Consider the following 22,584-nt stretch of genomic DNA (forward strand, 5'->3'; position numbering starts at 1 on the left):
TGATCACAGACGTCCTCGTCGCGCGGTCCGCGGCGAGGGTCATGTCACCCGTGTGGAGTCGCGCCGGCGCGGCTTCTGGTCGACCGCTTCGATGCGCGGCCCGGTTGATCGCGGTGATCTTGGTGAGGTGCCGGGCGCTGTCCAGGATCGGGCCCGGGCCCGACCACGCTGCCCCCGGACTGCGCCCCGGGTGTGACCGCCACCCCGGCGGTCCTGGCCGCCGCGAGCGCGGACCAGCGCCTCCTCGCTGAACGGTTCCCACACGAAACACCAGGCAGTCGGCACGAGCCGCTCGCCGAAGGGTCGGGGCCCACTGGCGCGTCCGCTCACTTTCACACGAATGTGCTCGGCGTAGATCGCCTCACATCGGCCGCTGTCTCCGAGCGCCCGGGCAAGGGCAGCGGCCTCCCGGCACTTCGACGGAGGCGCTGATCGTCGCCATCCGGTCCCGCCGTTGACGCCGGCCGCCGCGGCCGCCAACCTCATCCCGCGCCAAGAGATGGACGTGGACGGATCACTTGACTGTCTCCACAGACCGAACAGCCACACCCAGCCGCCGCCACTCCGGCCGGGAAGCGAAGCAGCACCGATCTCGTCATTGGCACTCCTTGAGTTCGGCTGCCGCCCGGCCGGAACGAGACCTCCGTGTACAGCCCCACTCGATGCCGAAGGGTTGTACTTCGTCGAGATGGACGCGACCGCGGTCACGCCGAAGCAGCGGCAGGCAGGATTCGATCGGATTTGGCGCCCTCCTCCCGATAGAGCTTCATCGTCTCCTCGCCGAGCTTCTGCCGGTCGTCACAGCACTTCTTCTGCAGCTCCGCCGAGTGCGCGTCCTGGAAGCACGAAGGCGGCCAACACGGTTTAGTGCCGCCGCGCTGCGACCCGACCTGTTGGATCGCAGCTGCGAGCTCGGCCATCGCGGTTCTCGAGGTGAACGTCGCGCCGGCGGTCACCGAGATGTCCGCCCGTAGGTCCACAACTCCACAAGAGCCCGGAACATCTCGCGGCTCTAGTCCGGCACCTGGTTTCATCGACCCGCCAGTCCTGGCAGCCGGAACTGCGCGCTTGTCTGCGAGCTTGGCAGGTGCCAACTGCTCCGCGAAGACGCGCGGCTCTGCCGTCGGACGAGCCATCTTCGTCCCCGCCCACGACGATGCTCCGCCTTCGATGTCGGTAAGGTCGCCTCGAGCTGCGGGCTGCGACTGGCCGAAGCTCGGTCCCAGCGCGATGATCGGCTGCGCGCACGCCGGCGCGCCAACGGCGTCTTGCGGTGGCTCCCCTTTCGCCGCCTTCGATCTGCCAGACCGCGAGCCACTCGCCGAGCGGCCGGCACACAGCTCGCAGATCCGCGCCTGGTCTCAGGTGATGCGGTGGTTCGCACGACGTGGCCACGCGCCGTCAGTTCACGGGGCGCCGTCCGTTCTCGATGATCTGCGGCGAAAATTGCGGCCGCACCGGAACGTGTTGGCCGCTTCACGCTTCCAGGACGCGCACTCGGCGGGATGGCCGACGCTCGTCTCTGACCGCCGAACACGCAGGCTGAAATGCCACTGCTGCTGCCCGCCGCACACAGTCAGGCAGGTGCGGCTTCGTGTGGTCTGACGCCGCACTCGCGTCGTTTCACGTGAATCGACGGGCGCGCCTTCATTCGCGCCCCTGGTCGTGTTGGCCCAGGGAGACTGTCACTCAGCCGAACCCATCCAGGCCGAGCAGCGGCCGACCCCTGCCGCCGCGAGCACCAAGCCGATTCAACTCCGGCTGACTCGGCCCCGACAGACTCCGCTCCGACCAACTCCTGTCCGACGGCCGCCTCGAAACTCAGATCTCGCCGACCCCCGACGACCCACAACTCGAGCATCTCCCGTCCGCCCCAAGTGCGAGGTGGGCCCGGCCGGGCCTGCTATTGCACAGCCTCAGTTCTCCGCGAGGCCCCACCACACCTCTGACTCCGAAAGGGACCTCAGCGACAATCACTTCCCCATCGGGCCGCAACCGCCTCGGCTGGCCAAGCAGGTACCGGGATCGACCTGCATCTCCTCAGAACCCTGCCCACTCGCACTGACAATCTCCCACCCCGAAACGGGGCTACCGACCGACACCCGCCCAGAACTTGGATCCCAGGCTGTGGTGCCCCCGAACGATGCTGGGCTCCCTTCGGAGCCGAATCTCGTTGTTCAGCGCGACCGCCCTGCCGCTCCAGGCCACGCTCTCCTTCCGGGCTCAATACGCCGACCGAGCTTGGACAACATGGTCGGCTCGGCCGCCAGAGGTGATCAGCGCGGACGGCTGGCTCAGGTCCCGACCGGCGGGTCCTGGTGACCGCGGTGCTGGCATCGAGGTTGCTGGGTGACGCGGCACGCGAGGTTGGATCTCATCGCGTATCCAGAGATCCATCATCGCTACCGGTGATCAACTTCCGCCCTTCCGGCACAGGTTCGGGACTGATGATCAAATCACCGTGTAGCTGAGAATCCCTTGCAGACAAGGACATCCCCTGAGAACGACAGGTGATGATCATGAACTCCGGGACATTGAACGGTGGCCACGACTGAACCCCATGGGCAGCGGCACCAGGACCGTTTGGATCCGATCTTGTCCGGAAGCCCGGGCCCTACATCCGGCAAGCCCAGCACTGACCCTGCCGGCTCACCCCCGCACCAGCAGATCCTCGGCGATCGGCTCCGGTTGAGGAGGAGTCCGGTCCAGCACGAGGAGTCCGGTCGAGATGGCATGGGCAAGGCCGAAGGCGATCAGTGTGAGCAGGGCCGGGAACCGAAGCGCTCGGTGGGGACGCCGAGCACGATCAGTGCGGCGCCGACGGCCGTGAGGATCGCCGGGCCAGGCAGGAGGGTCAGGCCGACTAGGGCGACGATCGCGGTGACCGGCGACCGGCGGGTGGTCCCTGGGGGTGGTCATTCGAGCCCACCCGCAGCCTGGACCTCACGGGGACCGACCTCGACAGCCGGGGCGTCACAGCCCGCCTTTGCCGCCTGAACCAATCAGAGGCCGCCGGCTTCGGGCGCCGGAGATATGGCGGCTTTGTGTCGAGCAGGTCAAGCGATCCCGACATTGACCTGGGACCGGGACCTCGGGCCTGAGTCCAAGTCTCACGAGACAGTGCACTTCCCCCTCAGACCCGGGTGGATCCACCCGCAGAGGAGGTACCCGGCGAGTTCCTCCGATCGAGTGGCGAACCGACAAATGCCGGAGCTTCCGCGACGCCGGGTGCGGTTCTCTTGGGCCGGAGCGCGTCGCCATTCCTCTCATCGGCTCGCCCGACCAGCAACAGGAGACCGCAGCCGATCGGGGTGGATGGTCGGGCCGTCCACAGCCAGGGCCTCGCGGATCAGATCCGACGGACCGGAGAACCTGAGCGACACAGCCCGCTGTTGCCACTCGAAAGCCGACCGGACGCGGTCGGCTTCAGGCGCCGGTGGAGCCAGTCGGCAGGACTCGCACCACGGTCGCCGTCTCGGGCCACTCCGGCTCACCCAGCAGCAGGACCTCGGCATCGAGTCCCAGCTCATCGAGCACCGGGCCGGCGTCGGTCACTTCCCGCGCCGCCGACGCACCCTTGATGGCGAGAACCTGTCCCTCCGCGGACCGCAGGGGATTGCACCAGCCGACCAGCTTGCCCAGCGGTGCGACGGCGCGCGCCAGGACGGAGTCATAGCGTCGGTCATGGTCTTCGGCCCGGGCCCGGACCACCTGCACCCGTGGCGCCAGGCCGAGCTCGTCGACGACGCCCTGCAAGAAGGTCGACCGACGGAGCAGCGGTTCGAGCAGGACCAGCTGGACGTCCGGGCGACTCAGGGCCAGCGGGATTCCGGGCAACCCGGCCCCGCTGCCCACGTCGACGGCTGTCGAGTCTGCCGGTAGCAACGACCGGGCAGCCACCGAGTTCAAGATGTGCCGCTGCCAGATCACAGCGGCTTCCCGTGGCCCCAACAACCCCCAAGCGATACCTCGATCAATCAATATGTCGACATATCGCTCTATTGCTTCAGTCTGGTCCCCGAAGATCGGCTTGAGCTCGGGGCGGGTCACGCGGTCGGGAGAACCACCACGTGGCGGTTCGGCTCCTCGCCCTCCGACTCGCTCGCCAGGCCGGCGGCCGCGACGACGTCGTGCACGATCTTCCGCTCGAACGCGTTCATCGACGCCAGGGCAACCCGCTCCGAGCTCTCCTTGACCTCGGTCACCGCGTCGCTCGCCAGATCGGTGAGCTCCTTCCGGCGCCGCTCCCGGTAGCCCGCGACATCCAGCATCAGCCGGCTGCGGTCCCCGGTCTCGGTCAGCACGGCCAGCCGAGCCAGCTCCTGCAGCGCGTCGAGCACCTCACCGTTCGGCCCCACCAGCGCTTCCGCGTCGGTCAGGATCGACACGTGCGCCCGGTCGCCGTCGACATACGTGTCCAGGTCGCCGTCCAGGTCGGCGATGTCCAGCAGCTCCTCGAGGTAGTCGGCGGCCACTTCGGCCTCGACCTCCAGCCGGCTCGTCGGACCCGCGTCCTCGCCGTCCTCGTCGTCTCCGTCGGAGTCTTCCGACTCGTCCGCGTCATCCGAATCCTCGGACGGCACGACCGCCTCGGCCGGCGCCGCGGCCACCACCGGCTCCGCGTCATGATCTTGCTCAGCGTTCGGCACCAGGTCCTCCGTTGCGGGGTCGGCCACCGCCGTCTGGTCCATCTGTCGGGTGTCGTCCACCGGTCCTCCTGATTGTGCGCTCACCGTTTACGCTGCGATCTCGTCTGCCGTCGTGGTTGCTGTCGAACCACCCTCGGCCCCTCCGGTTCCTCCGGAACCGTTGCCGGCTCGGCACCCTTGCCGTTTCGCCGGGCGACGCCATTGGACGTCGCTGACTTCCCTTTGTCGGTACCGGATCCGTTCACGGCCACCGTGGTCGACTTGCCCTTCGCCTTGCGCCGCGCTTCCCACGCGTCGAACGCGGGAGTGCCCGGCGACGGGTTGCGGCGGATCACGTAGAACTGCTGCGCCATCGTCCACAGGTTCGAGGTGAACCAGTAGATCAACACACCCACCGGGAAGTTGATGCCACCGACGGCGAAGGCGAGCGGAAAGATGTACAGCATGATCTTCTGCTGCTGCGCGAACTGACCGGTCAACGCCTCCGGCGGCATGTTCTTCCGCATCAGCTGCAGCTGCGTGATGAACATCGACCCGGTCATCGCCACGATCAAGATCACGCACAGCACGTGGATGCTGGTGATCCCGTTCGCGAACCCGACACCCATGAAGGTGTCCGAGATCCGGGCGCCGAAGATCTGCGCGTTCTGCAACGAACTCAGCAGATCAACGCGATCCTTCAGCCATTGGCCGCGCGGGATGCCGTGCGCCGCACCGTCCAGCACCCGGAACAGCGCGAAGAAGATCGGCGACTGCAGCAGCAGCGGCAGGCAGGACGCCATCGGATTGGCGCCCTCCTCGCGATAGAGCTTCATCGTCTCTTCGCCGAGCTTCTGCCGGTCGTGACCGTACTTCTTCTGCAGCTCCCGCACCCTGGGCTGGATCAGCTGCATCTGCCGGGACGACTTGATCTGCCGGACGAACAGGGGGATCAGCAGCATCCGGATGATGATCGTCAGGCAGACGATCGACAAGGTCCAGGTCCAGCCGCTGTCCGCGCCCAGCACCGGCGACCAGAGGAAGTGGAACAACACCAGCAGCCCGGAAACCGCCCAGTACAAGGGCTGCATCAGGGTGCTGCCGAAGTCGACGAACGGTTGGTACCAGGCGTCCATCGGCACCAGCAGCGGGATCAAGCCCTCAATCACGACAACACTCCATCACTGCAGCACTCGGCCTGCTTGATCGCACCATGACGCTCCATTGTGGTCGCCTTCTCCGCCCGCTCACGCATCTCGCGCTCGAATTCAGGGGTTCCCGGTACGGGATCGAACCCACCCCGGGCCCAGGGATGACACCGGATCAACCGCCGCGCCGCGTACCAGGACCCGCGCAGCGCGCCGTGCACCTCCACCGCTCGCAGCGCGTACGCGGAGCAGGAGGGGTAATAGCGGCAGACGTCGCCGTACAGCGGGCTGATCAGCAGCCGGTACGCCTTCAGCAGGCCGATCACTACATACTTCATGGCCGGGATCGATTCTTGTCGGTCAAGCCAGCATGCCAGGCCGACGAAAGATCCTCGATCAGCCGCTCGGGCCGGCCGGCCGCCGCCGGGAAGGCGCGGATCACGAACCGGGCCTCGCTGGGCTGCTCCTGGAGCAGGCGAGCCGCGCCATGGCGGAGCCGGCGCTTGACCCGATTCCGCTGCACGGCGTTGCCGACGTTACGGCCGACGACGAGCCCGACCCGCGGACCGATCGCGGTCGTCGCGACGGTCTCGGCGGAGGGTTCGGCCACGTAGAGCATCAGTGTGGAACGTCGGATCTTGCGTCCGGTCGAGATGGTCGCGCGAAACTCGGCGGAAGAACGCATCCGCAGTCGCGCGGGCAACACCCGGACCGCACTCCGCTCAGCCCGACAGTCGCGCGCGCCCCTTGCGGCGCCGCGCGGCCAGGATGGACCGACCGGCGCGGGTACGCATCCGCAGCCGGAACCCGTGGGTACGGCTCCGACGACGAAGACTCGGCTGGAACGTGCGCTTGCTCACGGGACTTCTCCCATACCTCTAGTACTGAAACATGTGCTCGGAATAGGTCCCGCGGTCTACAGCTAGCGATCACACGGGCACAACGAACCGGGCGCCGGAGCCCCGGCAACCGCACCAACGGTACGGGGCCGAAGACACCCCGGTCAAACCAGTGCAGGTCCGTCATCCCGAACGGTACCCGGTTCCGAGCCCCCGCGACACGCACCACAATTCCTGAGACCCGTCCAGCCGACACGCCGCCCAGATGAACAAAAGCACCGGTGTGGGTTGCAGAAGCATGACGCCGATTGCTACCGTCCTGGATCGCAGGTGATGCGGGATCCCCTGCTACTGGGCTGCTACGCCCGGACGGACCCATAGTCATCGCATGACGACCGCCTCCAGGGGAGGGGCGGGCCGAGGCATTGCTTCAACTGCCCACAGGTTGTGGATAAGAGTGTGGAAGCATCGCTAGGGTGATCCCGAGTCCAACCGGTCCGGCTGGCCGTTGACACAACATAATGGCGGAGTGATCTTCAACGAGCCAGGAGCTGGACGTGTGTGAGTTATCGGCAGCGGAGCTACCGTGAGCGAGCCCGACCGCTCTACTGATGAGAGCCTGCTGGCTTGGCAGCAGGTGCATGCCGAGGCCGAGACCCGGTTGCGTCCCTGGTGGATCACGAGTCGTCCGTTCGCCTTGCAGCAAGATCAGTTCGTGGTCGCCGTGCCGAACAACTTCACCCGTGATCAACTGGAGAGCCGGTTCCGGGAAGAGATCGAGTCCAGCCTGCGCCGTCGCTTCGATCGGCCGATCCGCCTCGGCGTCGTGGTGGACGAAACGCTGGAGACCGCCCCGCCGCTCGATCTGGAGACCGGCGCCGACGACGATGATCACCGCCGCGACGATCCCAACACGGCCGACCCGCACGACCGGCACGATCCCCATGCCGCCGACGACGATCCCGGGCCGGACCGCGACAGCGCCGGCGGCTATACCTATCCCGAGCCGGCGCCGGAACGACCGCAGCTGGCCGGACTGCACTCCTACGACGCCGACGGCCGCCCGCACGACTCGACCGGCCGGGCCCGGATCGACGGCAACTCCCGGCTCAATCCCAAGTACTCCTTCGAGACCTTCGTCATCGGCGGCTCGAACCGGTTCGCGCACGCGGCCGCGGTCGCGGTGGCGGAGAACCCGGGGAAGTCGTACAACCCACTGACCATCTACGGCGACTCGGGGCTGGGCAAGACCCACCTGCTACACGCCCTCGGTCACTATGTCCGCAACTACTTCGACCGGGTCCGGGTCCGCTACGTCTCCACCGAGGAACTGACCAACGACTTCATCAACGCGATCAGCCAGAACAAGGGGGCGGAGTTCCGCCGCCGCTATCGCGACGTCGACGTGTTGTTGATCGACGACATCCAGTTCCTGGAAGGTAAAGAGCAGACCCAGGAAGAGTTCTTCCACACCTTCAACACGCTGCACAACGCGCAGAAGCAGATCGTGATGACGTCGGACCGGCCGCCGAAGCTGCTGGAGAACCTCGAGCCGCGGCTGCGCAGCCGGTTCGGCTGGGGGCTGATCACCGACGTCCAGCCGCCCGACCTGGAAACGCGGATCGCGATCCTGCGGAAAAAGGCGGCGCAGGAGCGACTCACCGCCGGCTCGGACGTGCTCGAGTTCATCGCCAGCAAGATCCAGACCAACATCCGCGAGCTCGAGGGCGCCCTGATCCGGGTGACCGCGTTCGCCAGTCTGAACCGGCAGCAGGTCGACATGGCTCTGGCCGAGGTCGTCCTCAAGGATCTGATCCCGGAAGGCGGCGAAGCCCAGATCACCAGCGGAACGATCATGGGCCAGACCGCCGCCTACTTCGGCCTGACCATCGACGACCTCTGCGGTCAGAGCCGCACCCATGCCCTGGTCACGGCCCGGCAGATCGCCATGTACCTGTGCCGCGAGCTGACCGACCTGTCGCTGCCCAAGATCGGCCAGCAGTTCGGCGGACGCGACCACACCACCGTGATGCACGCCGATCGCAAGGTGCGCAATCTGATGGCCGAACGCCGCAGCATCTTCAACCAGGTCACCGAGCTGACCAACCGGATCAAGAACCAGTCCCAGCGCTGATTCCTGCTTGTTTCGTTCTCCAGAAAGCATTCTGAGCCGAGTCGCGGCACGATCCCGGGTCGAGTTCTCGCTGTCCGCATCCGGCCAGTTCGGTCCGACACGTCCTTAAGTGGACACAAAACCCAAACCTGAACGAACAGGGAGAAATCCCACACAGGTGGGGATAGAACTGTGGACAACTGTGGACCTGAGCCCGAACGGTCTGGACGGACGGTGGATGGAGCTACCGGCACCAACAGCGTGTCCCAAGATCCTCCCCGTGTAATTTTTGTTGTTACACAGGGTCGTCCCAGTCCCGAATGACATTCCCACCAGCGGATTCGGGGAGTTGTCCCCAGGCTGCACAACCCCTACGACGAGTACTGAGTTACAACCATCACCTCAAAGGCCGAAAGTCAGTGCGCTCGTTCTCTGTGCACAACCTGCCGGTCGGGCCTACCGCCGCCTGCGGCGCCGACTTCACAGACCGGCCTTCGTCGGTATGATCGTCGGGCACTCGGCGGCCCGTGCGGGATTTTGTACGCTCTCGGCGCCGAGTCGACCGTCTTAGCAGTGGCTTGACCCGCGGGATGCCCGCACTGAATAGGCTCCGTACGACCAGTTCACTCAGTGGTCCGAGGCGCAGGAGGAACCGTGAAGATCCGACTCGAGCGTGATGTGCTGGCTGAGGCCGTGCAGTGGGCGGCCCGAAGCCTGCCCACCAGGCCGAGTGTCCCCATCCTGGCCGGGCTGCTGGTCCGGGCCGACGCGTCCGGAGTGACGTTCTCCAGCTTCGACTACGAGACGTCGGCGCAGATCAGTGTGACCGGCACCGTCACCGATGAGGGCGAGGCGCTGATCTCCGGCCGCCTGTTGGCCGACATCTCCCGCTCGCTGCCGGCCAAGCCGGTCGACATCGTCACCGACGACAGCAAGATGGAGCTCACCTGCGGCAGTGCCCGCTTCACGCTGCAGGCGCTGCCGGTGAACGAGTACCCGTCGCTGCCGGAGATGCCCGAGTCGACCGGCACCCTGCCGTCGGACGGGTTCGCCCACGCGGTCGCGCAGACCGTGGTCGCGGCCGGCCGGGACGAGTTGTTGCCGGTCTTCACCGGGATCCGGATCGAGATCGAGGGCGACCAGGTCTCGCTGCTGGCTACCGACCGCTACCGGATGGCGCTCAAGGAACTCACCTGGGATCCCGGCACGCCGCAGGCTTCGGCGACCGCCCTGGTGCCGGCCAAGGTGCTGTCCGACACCGCCAAGTCGATGACCGCCGGCGACAAGGTCACGCTCAGCCTCGCCTCCTCCGGCGCCGGTGACGGGATCATCGGCTTCGAGGGCGACGGTGCGGCCGGCCGGCGACAGACCACGACCCGGTTGCTCGACGGCGAGTTCCCGAAGGTCCGGCACATCATGAACTTCGCGCCGGCGCTGACCGTCCGGATCAACACGGCCGAGGCGATCGCCGCGGCCCGCCGGGTCGCGCTGGTCGCGGAACGGAACACCTCGCTGCGGATGTTGATCAACGAAGGCTCGATCACGCTCGAGGCGGCGACCGGTGATCAGGCCCAGGCCTCGGAGGCGATCGAGGCGGTGGTCAACCAGCTCGACGGCGGCGAGATCGCCGTACCGGCGGCCGGCTTCAATCCGACCTACCTGCTCGATGCGCTCGGGGTCTTCGACACCCCGTACGTCAACCTCTCCTTCACCGCGCCGAGCAAGCCGTGTCAGCTGACCGGCCTGCCCGAGCTGGACGGCGAGCCGTTGACCGACTACCGGCACGTGATCATGCTGATGCGTCTGCCCGCCTGAGCCCACCCGATTCCCAGGAGTAGCCTGCAAAGGCTGGAACTCCGACGAGCGCTGAGGACTGCGATGCAGCTGGGATTGATTGGCCTGGGCAAGATGGGCAGCAACATGGCCGAGCGGCTGCGCCGCGCCGGTCACGAGGTGATCGGGTACGACACCAATCCGGAGCTGTCCGACGCCACCGATCTGCCCGACCTGGTCGCCAAGCTGACTGACGGTCCGCGGGTGGTCTGGGTGATGGTCCCGGTCCAGGCGCTCGATGCCGTGGTCAAGGAGCTGGCCAAGCTGCTCGCGCCGGGCGACATCGTCGTCGACGGCGGCAACACCCGCTGGGACGGCGACGCCGGTCGGGCGGAATTCCTTGGTGGCAAGGGAATCAAGTTCATCGACTGCGGTGTGTCCGGCGGCGTCTGGGGCCTGGACAACGGCTACGCGCTGATGTGCGGCGGAGACGCCGAGGATGTCGCGGTGGTGCAGCCGATCTTCGACGCGCTCAAGCCGGAGGGCGAGTTCGGCTTCGTGCACGCCGGATCGCACGGAGCCGGGCACTTCGCCAAGATGGTCCACAACGGCATGGAGTACGCGATCATGCAGGCCTATGCCGAAGGCTGGGAGCTGCTGGAGACCGCCGACGTGGTGACCGACGTGCCGGCCACCTTCAACTCCTGGCGCGAGGGCACCGTGATCAGGTCCTGGCTGCTCGATCTGCTGGTCCGGGCCCTGAACGACGATCCGCAGCTGACCGAGATCAGGGGTTACGCGGAGGATTCCGGCGAGGGCCGGTGGACGGTCGACGCGGCGATCGACCTGGCCGTGCCGGTGCCGGCGATCTCGGCCGCCCTGTTCGCCCGCTTCGTCTCCCGGCAGACCGATTCGCCGGCGATGAAGATGGTCGCGGCGATGCGGAACCAGTTCGGCGGCCACGCGGTGCAGAAGGAAGCCGCCCAGCTCGACGAGATCTGATCTTGGCTTGTTCCGTTCCCTGAGCTTGTCGAAGGGCAAGCCGGATCAATCAAAGATCATCTGGCCTGCTCCCTTCGACAGGCTCAGGACGGCGCTTCGACAGGCTCAGAGAACGAACAGGTGCCGCCATCTGCCAGCACGTCTTGATAGACGCCGATCTTGAACCGGATCAGGTCCCGGCAACGATCAAGCTGCTCCCGTTGCTCGGCGATGCGTTGCTCCTGCCGGTGCAGCAGTTCCAGCCGCTCGAGTTCGTTGCCGTCGCCGGCGCGCACCAGTTCGGTGTAGCGGCGCAGGTCGGGCAGCGGCATCCCGGCACCGCGGAGCAGAGTGCAGACGAACAGCCACTCGATGTCGTCCTCGGTGAAGATCCGGCGGCCGCCGGCGGCCCGGCGCACCGGCCGGGCGAGGATCCCTTCCCGCTCGTAGAAGCGCAGGGTGTGCACGCTCAGCCCGGTCCGTTCCGCCACCTGGCCGATGCTCAGTTCCGTCAGCCGCTCCGTCATGCCCCGATCCTCCCCTGAGCTTGAGCTAGAGCCGACTCTAGGATCTACCGTCGCGGCCATGACACTGCGCTATCGCCGACTCGGCGGCACCGGCATCGAGGTCAGCAGCTACTGCCTCGGCGCGATGATGTTCGGCTCCGAGGGCAATCCCGATCATGACGAGTGCATCGGGATGATCCACACCGCGCTCGACGCCGGGATCAACTTCATCGACACCGCGGATGCGTACGGCGGCGACAACGGCGAGTCGGAGGAGATCGTCGGGGCCGCCCTCGAGGGCCGGCGGGACGAGGTGGTGCTGGCCACCAAGGTGCACTTCCCGATGTCGGATCGGCCCAACCACCAGGGCAACTCGCGGCTGTGGATCACCCGAGCGGTCGAGGACAGCCTGCGCCGGCTGCGGACCGACCGGATCGACCTCTATCAGGTGCACCGGCCGGATCCGCACACCGACATCGAGGAGACCCTGTCGGTGCTCAGCGATCTGGTGCACCAGGGCAAGATCCGCGCCTTCGGCTGCTCCACCTTCCCGGTCGAGGAGATCGTCGAGGCCCACCGGGCCGCCGCTGATCATGGTCTGCTCCGCTTCCGGACCGAGCAGCCGCCGTATTCGATCTTGACCCGCGGCATCGAGCGCACGATCCTGCCGCTGGCCCACCGCTATCGGATGGGCGTGCTGACCTGGGGCCCGCTCGGCTGGGGCTTCCTCACCGGCAGGATCCGGCGCGGCGAGGCGATCGACCTGACCACCGGCCGGGCCCGACACGCCCCGGATCGCTTCAATCCGGACCTGCCGGAGAACCAGCGCAAGCTTGACGCCGTCGAGGAGTTGATCACTCTCGCTGACGAGCTCGGCTGTACGTTGCCGCAGCTCGCCGTGGCCTTCCCTCTCGCCCATCCGGCGGTCAGCTCGGTGATCCTCGGCCCGCGCACCCCCGAGCAACTCGACGGCCTACTGGCCGGCGCCGAACTCACCCTCGACGACGCCACCCTGGACCGGATCGACGAGATCGTCCCGCCCGGCACCGACCTGATCGACCTCACCTGGAAACCCCCGTCCCTCACCGACCCCACCCTCCGCCGCCGCCCCGTCCCAGATCGAGCCGCAAGCAAGTCCAATCGCCTGAGCCCGGACCAACAACGAGTTCAGGCCTGAGGAGTGGGCGATGGGTCCCTGCACAAGGTTGATGGGGACGTTTGGGTGTTTCGTTCCCTGAGCTTGTCGAAGGGCAAGCCCGATCACATACCGGCTCGTTCGGAAAGATCATCCACCGGCATCAGCTGGTCTGCCCCCTTCGACAGGCTCAGGGAACGAAACAGGCGAACCGAGGAGCTTGGTTTCACGTGGTGAGTGACTTCGCGTAGCGGTGGGCCGGAACGCTGATCGGGCCGTTCGGGCCCGGGGCCTGATGATCAAACTCGCCCTCGTCGACCCAGCCGTTTCGTTCGTAGAAGCGGCGGGCACGGGCGTTGCCGGCGACGACGGCCAACCAGGCCCGATCATGACCGGCGGCGGCGACCCGGCGCTCGGCCTCGGCCAGCAGGGCGTCGGCGACGCCGATGCCGCGGCCGCCCGGAGCGACGTAGACCTGCTCGACCTCGTCGCCGATGATCATGACGAAGCCGGCGACCGCCCCAGCCAGCTCGGCCACACTGCTGTCCCGGACATGATCAACAGCACGCTCGTCGAAGGTCTCCCGGGTGCGGACCGCGACCAGCTCGTCCGGCACCCGGCCGCGGTGTGCCTCCTGCCAGCCGTCGTACCAGATCCGGGCGATCGCCGGTGCGTCGTCGGGCTCGGCCTGGCGGACCCGGAATGCCGAATCGGTCACGACCGTCAGCGTACGGCCATGGCCTACTGTGGTCGGGTGTTCGTCGATCATCTGCAGCTGGCCGACTTCCGGTCGTACGCGGCGGTCGACATCCCGCTCGACTCCGGGGTGACCACGTTCGTCGGCGCCAACGGGCAGGGCAAGACCAATCTGGTCGAGGCGATCGAGTATCTGTCGACGCTGTCCTCGCACCGGGTGTCCACCGACCTGCCGCTGGTCCGGGCCGGAGCCGATCACGCGATCGTCCGGGCCGGAGTCCGGGCCGGCCTCGACGATCCGCGCCGGCTGCTGCTGGAGCTCGAGATCACCCCGGGCAAGGCGAACCGGGCCCGGCTGAACAAGTCGCCGATGCAGCGGCCGCGGGAGATCGCCGGGGTGTTGCGGACGGTTGTGTTCGCGCCGGAGGACCTGGCGATCATCAAGGGTGATCCGAGCGAACGGCGCCGATTCCTGGACGAGCTGCTGGTCGCCCGCTGGCCGCGGATGGCCGGCGTCCGGGCCGACTACGACCGGGTGCTGAGGCAACGCAACACGCTGCTCAAGTCGCTCGCCGGGCGGGCTCGCGGCGGGCGCCGCCCCGGTCCGGAGGCCGAATCGACGCTGGAGGTCTGGGATTCGCACCTGGCGCGGGCCGGCGCGGAGTTGCTGGCGGCCCGGCTGTCCACCCTGACCGACCTGATGCCGCAGGTCTCCAAGAGCTACGCCGACATCGCGCCGACCAACAACAACGCGACCGCCGACTACAAGGCCTCCGCCGACCTGACCGGCGCGACCGGCACCGAGGCCCTGACCGAGGCGCTGCTCACGGCCATCCGGGACCGCCGCTCCGACGAAATGCAGCGCGGGGTCTCGCTGGTCGGGCCGCACCGCGACGACATCGTGCTGTCCCTCGGCCCGCTCCCGGCCAAGGGGTACGCCAGCCACGGCGAGTCCTGGTCCTACGCGCTGGCCTGCAAGCTCGGCAGCTTCCAACTGCTCCGCGACGACGGCATCCAGCCGGTGCTGCTGCTGGACGACGTCTTCGCCGAACTCGACACCACCCGCCGCGAGCGGCTCGCCCGCGGCGTCCTCGGCGCCGAACAGGTGCTGGTCACCGCCGCGGTCGGCGCCGACGTCCCCGCCGAACTCGCCGGCACCCGGTTCCTCGTCGCCGGCGGCGAGGTCCGCCCCGACCCGCTCACCCCGCCGCTATCGACGACCTCCGGAACCACATCGACCGACTCCGAGTCGCCGTCGGCCGACCGCGCCGAGCCGGAACCGACGGACAGCGAACCCCCACCTCCGGACCCCGACCGGCCGGCCGCGTTCCCCGAGTCCGCCGAAGGGCAGGACAGGTGAATTGCCCCGCCTCCCGTCCCCGCAGGTGGGTATCGAGCAACTGGTTCCGGTCCCTGAGCTTGTCGAAGGGCAGGTCCGGTGAGTGACTCGATCGGTCCTGTGGCCGTAGGTGGTCGTGAGTTCGGCACGACGGCACAGGCCTCGTTCCGTCCGCGCCGCACGTCCGGCACGATGCCGCAGACTTCGTTCCCCAGCCTGGATCCACCGACGCCTGCGCGGCGGGCGTCGGTTTGGGCTAATGGCGGAGAGACGCGCCAAGGACGGGCGGGCCGAGCCGGGGGCTTGGCCGAAGCGGCCGGCTTCCGGTTGGCTGCGCCGGGTCCGCGGGTCCGCGAGTGGACGCTTTGGCCGCGAATTCGTGCCTGGAGCGTGGCCAAAGGGTCCACTCACCGCACAACCCGACCTCGGCTGGCCGAAACCCCATCCGACAGCCGGCCGCGTCGCTCGAGCCCGTACCAACCCGGTCGTCCTTGGTGCGTCTTTCGGCTTTCGAACGGCCCGGAAACCGATACTTTCTCGGGCTCCTCACTCCTCGGTCACTCTTGCGTCCGCGACTTGCCAGCACACTTCACTGGTGCCACCTGCCGCGTGGCCCAGCGGTGTGAGCCTGTCGAAGCAGGTCCTGAGCCTGTCGAAGGGGGCAGGTCCGATGACTGACCCAGCCGGCCCCGGGCCCGATCTTGCCAACGGATCCGACCCGGAGTCGCCGAACGATCCGGGTGCGGCCGAGCCGAAGCCGGCCGTTGATCATGATGCGACCGGGCTCGACCTGGCCCGCACCGTCGCCCGCTCGATCGGCGCCCAGTCCCGCCGTCGGCGGCGCCGTCGCGGTGGACCGGGCGCGGACCGCCCGGCGCCGACCGAGCCCCAGTCCTCCGGAGCCCGGCCCGACGACCGGGACCCGCAGCTGCTCGGCCGGGCGATCGACCGGCTGGTCGACAGCCGCGGCTGGACCACCGAGGTCAGCGTGCACCTGTTGCTGTCGAAGTGGCCGGCGCTGGTCGGTCCGGCCAACGCCGAGCATTCCCATCCGGAGAGCTATGTCGACACGGTGCTCACCGTCCGGACCGAGTCGACGGCCTGGGCGACCTCGCTCCGATCGATGGCACCGCAGCTGGTCGCCAAGCTCAACGCCCAGCTGGGCGACGGGACGGTGACCAGGATCCAGGTCCTCGGGCCGGACGCCCCGTCCTGGAAGCACGGCCGCCGATCGGTTCGAGGCCGCGGACCTCGGGATACCTACGGCTAGTGGCCATCAATTCCTGATAGACACGCGCCAATCTCAGCCTGGTCACAGGTTCCGTAGCCCACTCGCCGCTACCCTCTGCGAGTGGAATTCACCCTGGACTTCAGTCCCGAGTTGCTGGTCGCCTTTCTCACCCTGTTCGTGCTCGAGGTGGTCCTGGGCGTCGATAATGTCATCTTCATCTCGATCCTGGCCAGCAAGCTGCCGGTCGAGCAGCAGGCGAAGGCCCGCAACCTGGGTCTTTCGCTGGCCATGATCATCCGGATCGGGCTGCTGTTCGCGGCCTCCTGGATCATCAGCCTCAAGGCCGACCTGTTCACGATCGCCGGCATGGGTTTCTCCGGTCGGGATCTGATCTTGATCTTCGGTGGTCTGTTCTTGATCTACAAGGCGGTCAAGGAGATCCACGAGAAGCTGGAGGGGGCGGAGCCCGGTCACGGGACCAAGACCGCCCGGGCCAACTTCGCCTCGGTGATCGTGCAGATCCTGTTGCTCGACATCGTGTTCTCGTTCGACTCGGTGATCACCGCGGTCGGCATGATCGACAACCTGCTGGTGATCGTCGCCGCGGTCGTGCTGTCCTTCGCGCTGATGCTCTTCTCGTCCCGCTACATCTTCGCCTTCGTCAACAAGCACCCGTCGGTGAAGATCCTGGCCCTGTCGTTCCTGGTGATGATCGGCGTCTTCCTGATCGTCGACGGCTTCGGGATCAAGGTGGACAAGGCGCTGATCTACGTGCCGATGGCCTTCGCGATCGGGGTCGAGGTGCTCAATCTGGTCTACCGCGGTCGGCAGCGGCGCAAGCACAACCAGCCGGACGACTCGGTCCACCTGCGCAACGCCCCGTCCCGCGCCGATGATCAAGAAGCCCTGGCCGCGTCCACCGGCGAGTCCGATGGCTCGGTCAGCCTCTCCAACCGTCCGGTCAGCGGGAAGTCCGACAAGGATTGATTTGTTTCGTCCCCTGAGCCTGTCGAAGGGCAAGCCCGATGATCACCAGGGCCCTTCGACAGGCTCAGGGAACAAACCAAGCGAAGCTCAGGCGTTGCCGGCGGGCGAGGCGCCGTCGCCGCCGTTGATCGCCATGGTGTGGAAGTTCGGCGCTTCCGGGCGGTTGGTGCTCGGCCGGTCCAGGTAGAACCAGGCGGTGGAGGCGATGTCGTCGCGCAGCGGCAGATAGCGGCCGCCGCTGTGCCAGCCGAGGGCCTGGATATCGACCTTGCGCAGCCCGGAGGCGAAGCGGATCGCGTCGACGATGTGCCAGCGGTACATGCCGAACCGCTGCTGGCTCCGGTAGAGCCCGTCCGGCCGGATGACCTGCGGCATCCCCAGGTACGGGGTGCTGAAGCTGGTGTAACCCTGGCCGGGCACGTCGAAGTTCCAGGCGCCGCCGAAGTAGTCCTCGGTCCCGGTGCCGGCGATGGTCGGGAAGTCGGTGTCGTCGTCGAGGAAGAACTTGATCTCGCCCTCGCCCCACCAGCCCGGCGAGTTCACGCCCCAGGCCAGGTAGGTGCCGACGTAGTGCCCGGCCCCCTCGACGCCGTCCACCAACACGTGGGTGGTCCGGTCCTCGAGCGGGTTGCTCCGCCGCCACTGCGCGTGCAGGTAGCCGCTGCCGGAGTAGTCGTCGCCGAGCTCGTACGTCACCTGGTAGTAGACCGTGACGTCGGCCTCGGCCGTGTTCTCCACCGTCAGCAGCGCCGACTGCCCGAACGGCATCGGCCAGTACGAGTTGAAGCCACCGTTGGGATTGGCAGCGACCATCTGCGAGCTGACCTGGTCGAAGACGCCCCAGCCGCTGCAGAAGAAGTCGCCGTACGGCACCTCGATCGCCGGCTCGGCCGCGCCGTCCCAGTAGGCCCGCAGGATCAGGTGCCGCCAGTGGTTGGAATGGGTGGTGATCCAGATGTGGGTGATCTTGCCCGGCTGATCGATGTCGGCCAGGGTGAAGGTCTCACCCGGCTTGACCACGACGCTGGGCGAGACCTTCCAGCCCTGGCCGAGATCGCGGGCGGCGCGGGCCCCGGTCCCTTCCGTCGCCTTGCCACCACCGCCGCGGCTGCCGTCGAAGTTCTCCGGACTGATGGACCGCGTCTCTACCTGACGCAGCGTGGCGAGCGAAGCGATGTCGGACACGAATTCTCCTTGTTGTTCGATGGTCCGACAAATTCAAGCATGGTCGTGTAATCGATTTCAATGTGCCGTCCGCAGCGGGTAGGGTTTGGTCCGGAAGCGTGTGCATCGCCGCTGCCGCCCGGCATCGGCGATACTGCGAGGCACAAGGTCCCACGATCGGCCGTGTTCGCGCGGCGCCGACGTCGTGACGCGACGGGGGCTGAACCGAACCGGGAGGTCAGGGATGGCGACGATCTTCGAGGTGGCGGCCCGGGCCGGAGTGTCACCGGCGACCGTGTCCCGGGTCTACAACGGGACCCCGGTGTCGGAGGAGAAGTCGCGGCTGGTCCGCCAGGCGGCCGAGGAGCTCAACTTCGTCCCCAACCGGACGGCCCGCGCGCTGCGCCGGCAGGCCTCGGAGGTGATCGCGTTGATCATCCCGGACATCGAGAACCCGTACTTCACCTCGCTCGCCCGCGGCGTCGAGGACGTCGCCCAGGCCGCCGGCTACTCGGTGGTGTTGTGCAACAGCGACGACGATCCGGCCAAGGAGGCGACGTACGTCGACATCGCCGCGCTGGAGAACATGGCCGGCGTGATCATCGCCGCGGTCTCCGAACAGCCGCGGATCGAGCGGATGATCGACCGCAACCGGCCCGTGGTCGCGGTGGACCGGCCGATCGCGTTCGAGGTCGACGAGGTGATCATGGCCAACCGGGACAGCGGCGAGGTGGCGGCCCGGTCGCTGATCGAGGCCGGCTACCGGCGGATCGCCTGCATCACCGGCCCGGCCGACGTCGGCACCGCCCGGGAACGGGCCGCCGGCTGGGAGGCCGTGGTGACCGAGGCCGGCCAGTTCGACCGGCCCGAGGACTACCTGCGCTTCGCCAACTTCCGGGTCGAGGGCGGCCGGGAGACCCTGGCCGAGGTGCTCGCCCTCGATCCACCGCCGGACGCCGTCGTCGCGGCCAACAACCTGATGGGCGTCGGCGCCCTGCAACTGCTCTCCGAGCGCGGCCTGATCCCGCCCAAGTTCGGCGTCGCGGTGATCGGCGAACTCCCGTTCACCACCCTCACCCCGACCGCGATCACCCTGGTCCGCCTCCCCGCCCGCGAAATGGGCACCCGCGCCGCCACCCTGCTCCTGGAACGCATCAACGGCGACAAGTCGGCCCCCCGCGAGGTCATCGTCCAGCACACCGTCGAACCCGCCACCGCCCTCCGCTGACTGCTTGAACAGGCGGCGCTACCAGGGGCCGGAGCGGAACTGCAGGCCGGCCTCGGTGAGGGCCTGGCGGAGCAGCCTGATCCCTTTCGGGCCGAAGCCGTGCAACTCGAGGAGTTCGGCCTCGGTGTGCTCGGCGACCTGCTCCAGGGTGGTGATGCCGGCCTCGGTCAGGGCGTCGTTGGCGGGTCCGCTGATCTTGGGCACATCGGTCATCACCCCACTGTGTCAGGTGGTCTAACAGGGCCGCCCACAATCTGTCCGAACGGCTTGCAGCTGAAATCGATTTCGGGAATGCTGGACACCGTGCCAACAGCTGAGCCGCGCTATGCATCGACCGAAGCCCTCGACCAACAGGCCACGGTGGCCGCGTTCCCGCTCGGCGGGATCGGCACCGGCAACGTCTCGATCGGAGCCCGCGGAGACTTCCGCGACTGGGAGCTCCAGAACTGCCCGGGCAAGGGCAACCGGCTGCCGTTCACGTTCTGCACGATCGACGTCCGGCCGCCGGGCAGCACGGATCCCGGAGCGGCGGTGACCAAGGTCCTCGAGGGCCGGTTCGCCGGCCCGCACGAGGGCGACAGCGGTTATCCGTGGGGCGTCGTGGCCGGGTTGCCGCGCTTCCGTACCTCCTCGATGCTGGGCCGCTACCCGCTGCTGGGGATCGACTTCGAGGACGACCGGGTGCCGGTCAAGCCGTCGCTGGAAGCGTTCACGCCGCTGGTCCCGCTCGATCCGGCCGAGTCCGGCCTGCCGACCGCCGTGTTGCGCTACCGGGTGCACAACCCGACCGACCAGGAGCTGCAGGTCACCCTCGCGCTGTCGCTGGCCAGCCCGGTCGGCATGGACTCCTGGAAGTCCGACGGTTTTCCCACCTTCTCCGAGGCGCCGACGGTCGACTTCCGGGAGGACGGTGACGTCCGCGGCCTCAGCTTCACCGCGGCCGGCGGGACCGATGATTTCCGGTACGGCACCGCCAGCCTGACCACCCGGCACGACGACGTCTCGGTCAAGCCGCGCTGGCTGGCCGGCGCCTGGTCCGACGGCGTGCAGGCGTTCTGGAACGACATCACCGCGGACGGCCGGCTCGAGCCGGAGACGCGGGAGAGCTACGACGACAAGACGCCGACCACCGGCACCCGGATCGGCAGCCTGGCGCTGCACCGGACCCTCGCTCCCGGCGAGACCGGCGACTACGAGTTCCTGCTCTCCTGGCATGTGCCCAACCGGCACCAGGCCTGGCACCAGGGCAACGAGGGCTGGGACGACGTCGTGCTCAACCACTACGCGACCCGCTTCCCCGATGCCTGGGCGGTGGCCGGCCACGTGCACCAGAACCTGCCGCAGCTGGAGGCGAGCACCCGCGGCTTCACCGACGCGTTGTTCGGCTCGACCCTGCCGGCGGAGGTGATCGACGCGGCCGCGGCCAGCCTGTCGGTGGCCCGCAGCACCACCTGTTTCGTGATCGACGACGGCACCGCCGAGGGCCAGTTCCTGGCCTGGGAGGGCAGTTTCGATCATGAGGGCAGCTGCCTCGGCACCTGCACCCACGTCTGGAACTACGCCCAGACGCTGGCCTACGTCTTCCCCAGCCTGGAGCGCAGCGCCCGCCGCAACGAGTTCCTCCGCGAGGTGGAGGAGAACGGCCGCATGCACTTCCGCAGCGTGCGCGGTTTCGGCGGCGACAAGCATTGGGATTTCCGCCATCCGGCGGTCGACGGGCAGCTCGGCACGGTGCTCCGGCTGTATCGGGAGTGGCGGCACAGCGGCGATGATCAATTCCTGGCCGAGCTGTGGCCGCAGGTGGCCAAGGCCGTCGATTTCTCCTTCGACTACTGGGATCCGGACGGCGATCTGATCTTGGAGTCGGTGCAGCACAACACCTACGACATCGAGTTCCACGGGCCCAACCCGCTCGGCAGCGTGATGTTCTACGGCGCCCTCCGGGCCGCCGCGGTGATGGCCGAGGCCAGCGGCGACGGCGAGCGGGCCAAGCGCTACGCGGTCGCCGCCGAGAACGGCGCCGCCGCGATGGATCAACTGTTGTTCAACGGCGAGTTCTACATCCAGAAGCTCGACGACGTGGACGCCTACCGCTATCAGTTCGGGGTCGGGGTGCTGTCCGATCAGCTGCTCGGCCAGTTCCTGGCCCACCTGACCGGGCTCGGCCACGTCGTCGACGCCGATCACGTCAAGTCCGCGATCAAGGCCGTCTTCGATCACAACTTCCGCAGTGATCTTTCCGAGCACGTCAGCGTACAGCGGACGTACGCGCTCAACGACGAGGCCGGATTGATCTTGTGCTCCTGGCCCGACGGTGGCCGGCCCAAGCTCCCGTTCGTCTACAGCGACGAGGTCTGGACCGGCATCGAATACCAGGTCGCCGCCCATCTGATCTTCGAGGGTTTCGTCGAGGAGGGCCTGACGATCACCCGCGCGGTCCGGCAGCGCTTCACCGGCCGCAACCGCAACCCGTGGAACGAGGCCGAGTGCGGCAATCACTACGCCCGGTCGATGGCCAGCTGGGCCTTGATCATCGCCTGCACCGGCTTCGACTGGGACGGCACGGCCAAGCGGCTCGCCCTGGCCCCGGTCGTCGGTGATCGGAGCCGGCCCTTCACTACGGTGTTCACCACCGGCACGGCCCAGGGGCGGATCGTTCTCGACGGTGACTCGGCGGAGATCACGGTTGATCACGGAACCCTCGACCTGGCCGAGCTGGTGATCGACAACCGCCCCTACACGTCCGATGATCAAGGTCCGGTGCCGGCCGGCCACACCCTCCGGTTCACCCCGGCCTGAAGAGTCGACCAAGGAGA

General features: G+C 67.8%; 20 protein-coding genes. 9 read left to right on the forward strand and 11 right to left on the reverse strand.

Going from position 1 to position 22,584, the window contains the following annotated elements:
* Positions 1–704: 704 nt before the first annotated feature.
* The 7 genes from FNH24_RS25770 to rpmH all read right to left on the reverse strand — a co-directional run bounded on the left by FNH24_RS25770 (position 705) and on the right by rpmH (position 6,636).
* Positions 705–956 carry a hypothetical protein gene (locus FNH24_RS25770; protein ID WP_152365124.1) on the reverse strand — a complete coding sequence of 84 codons (252 nt, stop codon included), beginning with the start codon at positions 954–956 and terminating at the stop codon, positions 705–707.
* Positions 957–3,426: 2,470 nt separating this feature from the next.
* Positions 3,427–4,050: a 16S rRNA (guanine(527)-N(7))-methyltransferase RsmG gene (gene rsmG, locus FNH24_RS25775; protein ID WP_152365125.1), complete on the reverse strand. Its 624-nt coding sequence runs from the start codon at positions 4,048–4,050 to the stop codon at positions 3,427–3,429.
* Positions 4,047–4,709: a Jag family protein gene (locus FNH24_RS25780; protein ID WP_425486912.1), complete on the reverse strand. Its 663-nt coding sequence runs from the start codon at positions 4,707–4,709 to the stop codon at positions 4,047–4,049. The genes rsmG and FNH24_RS25780 overlap by 4 nt, the downstream gene beginning before the upstream one ends.
* A 20-nt stretch (positions 4,710–4,729) precedes the next feature.
* Positions 4,730–5,764: a membrane protein insertase YidC gene (yidC, locus tag FNH24_RS25785; protein WP_152365790.1), complete on the reverse strand. Its 1,035-nt coding sequence runs from the start codon at positions 5,762–5,764 to the stop codon at positions 4,730–4,732.
* Between the two features lie 29 nt (positions 5,765–5,793).
* Entirely contained in the window at positions 5,794–6,114 is a 321-nt protein-coding gene (yidD, locus tag FNH24_RS25790; RefSeq protein ID WP_152365126.1) for a membrane protein insertion efficiency factor YidD, read from the reverse strand.
* A complete protein-coding gene (gene rnpA / locus FNH24_RS25795) occupies positions 6,111–6,482 on the reverse strand; it encodes a ribonuclease P protein component (protein ID WP_152365127.1) in 372 nt (123 codons plus the stop codon). The genes yidD and rnpA overlap by 4 nt, the downstream gene beginning before the upstream one ends.
* A 16-nt stretch (positions 6,483–6,498) precedes the next feature.
* Positions 6,499–6,636: a 50S ribosomal protein L34 gene (gene rpmH, locus FNH24_RS25800; protein ID WP_152365128.1), complete on the reverse strand. Its 138-nt coding sequence runs from the start codon at positions 6,634–6,636 to the stop codon at positions 6,499–6,501.
* 565 nt (positions 6,637–7,201) lie between these two features.
* On the opposite strand from rpmH, the gene dnaA reads away from it, so the two are divergent.
* The 3 genes from dnaA to gnd all read left to right on the forward strand — a co-directional run bounded on the left by dnaA (position 7,202) and on the right by gnd (position 11,503).
* Positions 7,202–8,749, forward strand: a complete 1,548-nt coding sequence (gene dnaA / locus FNH24_RS25805; RefSeq protein WP_281351089.1) for a chromosomal replication initiator protein DnaA — start codon at positions 7,202–7,204, stop codon at positions 8,747–8,749.
* 633 nt (positions 8,750–9,382) lie between these two features.
* The gene (dnaN, locus tag FNH24_RS25810; RefSeq protein ID WP_152365129.1) at positions 9,383–10,543 is read left to right on the forward strand and encodes a DNA polymerase III subunit beta; all 1,161 of its coding nucleotides are present in this window, start codon (positions 9,383–9,385) and stop codon (positions 10,541–10,543) included.
* 63 nt (positions 10,544–10,606) lie between these two features.
* On the forward strand, positions 10,607–11,503 hold the full coding sequence (gnd, locus tag FNH24_RS25815; RefSeq protein WP_152365130.1) for a phosphogluconate dehydrogenase (NAD(+)-dependent, decarboxylating): 897 nt from the start codon (positions 10,607–10,609) through the stop codon (positions 11,501–11,503).
* Between the two features lie 83 nt (positions 11,504–11,586).
* Here gnd and FNH24_RS25820 read toward each other — a convergent pair whose 3' ends face one another.
* Complete coding sequence (locus tag FNH24_RS25820) at positions 11,587–12,009, reverse strand: MerR family transcriptional regulator (RefSeq protein WP_217428544.1); 423 nt, start codon at positions 12,007–12,009, stop codon at positions 11,587–11,589.
* Positions 12,010–12,073: 64 nt separating this feature from the next.
* On the opposite strand from FNH24_RS25820, the gene FNH24_RS25825 reads away from it, so the two are divergent.
* Positions 12,074–13,165, forward strand: a complete 1,092-nt coding sequence (locus FNH24_RS25825) for an aldo/keto reductase (protein ID WP_152365793.1) — start codon at positions 12,074–12,076, stop codon at positions 13,163–13,165.
* A gap of 184 nt (positions 13,166–13,349) precedes the next feature.
* On the opposite strand, the gene FNH24_RS25830 is transcribed toward FNH24_RS25825, so the two are convergent.
* Positions 13,350–13,841, reverse strand: a complete 492-nt coding sequence (locus FNH24_RS25830; protein ID WP_246187075.1) for a GNAT family N-acetyltransferase — start codon at positions 13,839–13,841, stop codon at positions 13,350–13,352.
* Between the two features lie 18 nt (positions 13,842–13,859).
* On the opposite strand from FNH24_RS25830, the gene recF reads away from it, so the two are divergent.
* The 3 genes from recF to FNH24_RS25845 all read left to right on the forward strand — a co-directional run bounded on the left by recF (position 13,860) and on the right by FNH24_RS25845 (position 17,376).
* Entirely contained in the window at positions 13,860–15,179 is a 1,320-nt protein-coding gene (gene recF, locus FNH24_RS25835) for a DNA replication/repair protein RecF (RefSeq protein ID WP_175047923.1), read from the forward strand.
* 649 nt (positions 15,180–15,828) lie between these two features.
* Positions 15,829–16,428 (forward strand): DciA family protein, encoded by a 600-nt coding sequence (locus tag FNH24_RS25840; protein ID WP_152365134.1) that lies wholly within the window; start codon positions 15,829–15,831, stop codon positions 16,426–16,428.
* An 81-nt stretch (positions 16,429–16,509) separates the two neighbouring features.
* Positions 16,510–17,376, forward strand: a complete 867-nt coding sequence (locus tag FNH24_RS25845; RefSeq protein ID WP_152365135.1) for a TerC family protein — start codon at positions 16,510–16,512, stop codon at positions 17,374–17,376.
* A gap of 87 nt (positions 17,377–17,463) precedes the next feature.
* Here the strand turns inward: FNH24_RS25845 and FNH24_RS25850 are convergent, their stop codons facing one another.
* On the reverse strand, positions 17,464–18,561 hold the full coding sequence (locus FNH24_RS25850) for a glycoside hydrolase family 172 protein (protein WP_152365136.1): 1,098 nt from the start codon (positions 18,559–18,561) through the stop codon (positions 17,464–17,466).
* Positions 18,562–18,784: 223 nt separating this feature from the next.
* Between FNH24_RS25850 and FNH24_RS25855 the strand changes: the two genes are divergently transcribed.
* Positions 18,785–19,768, forward strand: coding sequence for a LacI family DNA-binding transcriptional regulator (locus FNH24_RS25855; RefSeq protein WP_152365137.1), 984 nt, complete (start codon positions 18,785–18,787; stop codon positions 19,766–19,768).
* A gap of 18 nt (positions 19,769–19,786) precedes the next feature.
* Here FNH24_RS25855 and FNH24_RS25860 read toward each other — a convergent pair whose 3' ends face one another.
* Positions 19,787–19,981, reverse strand: a complete 195-nt coding sequence (locus FNH24_RS25860) for a DNA-directed RNA polymerase subunit alpha C-terminal domain-containing protein (protein WP_175047924.1) — start codon at positions 19,979–19,981, stop codon at positions 19,787–19,789.
* 90 nt (positions 19,982–20,071) lie between these two features.
* On the opposite strand from FNH24_RS25860, the gene FNH24_RS25865 reads away from it, so the two are divergent.
* Complete coding sequence (locus FNH24_RS25865; protein ID WP_161606317.1) at positions 20,072–22,567, forward strand: GH116 family glycosyl-hydrolase; 2,496 nt, start codon at positions 20,072–20,074, stop codon at positions 22,565–22,567.
* The last annotated feature ends 17 nt before the right edge of the window (positions 22,568–22,584 follow it).

Origin of the sequence: Microlunatus speluncae (genome assembly GCF_009299835.1) — a bacterium.
Classification (GTDB): Bacteria; Actinomycetota; Actinomycetes; order Propionibacteriales; family Propionibacteriaceae; genus Microlunatus; species Microlunatus speluncae.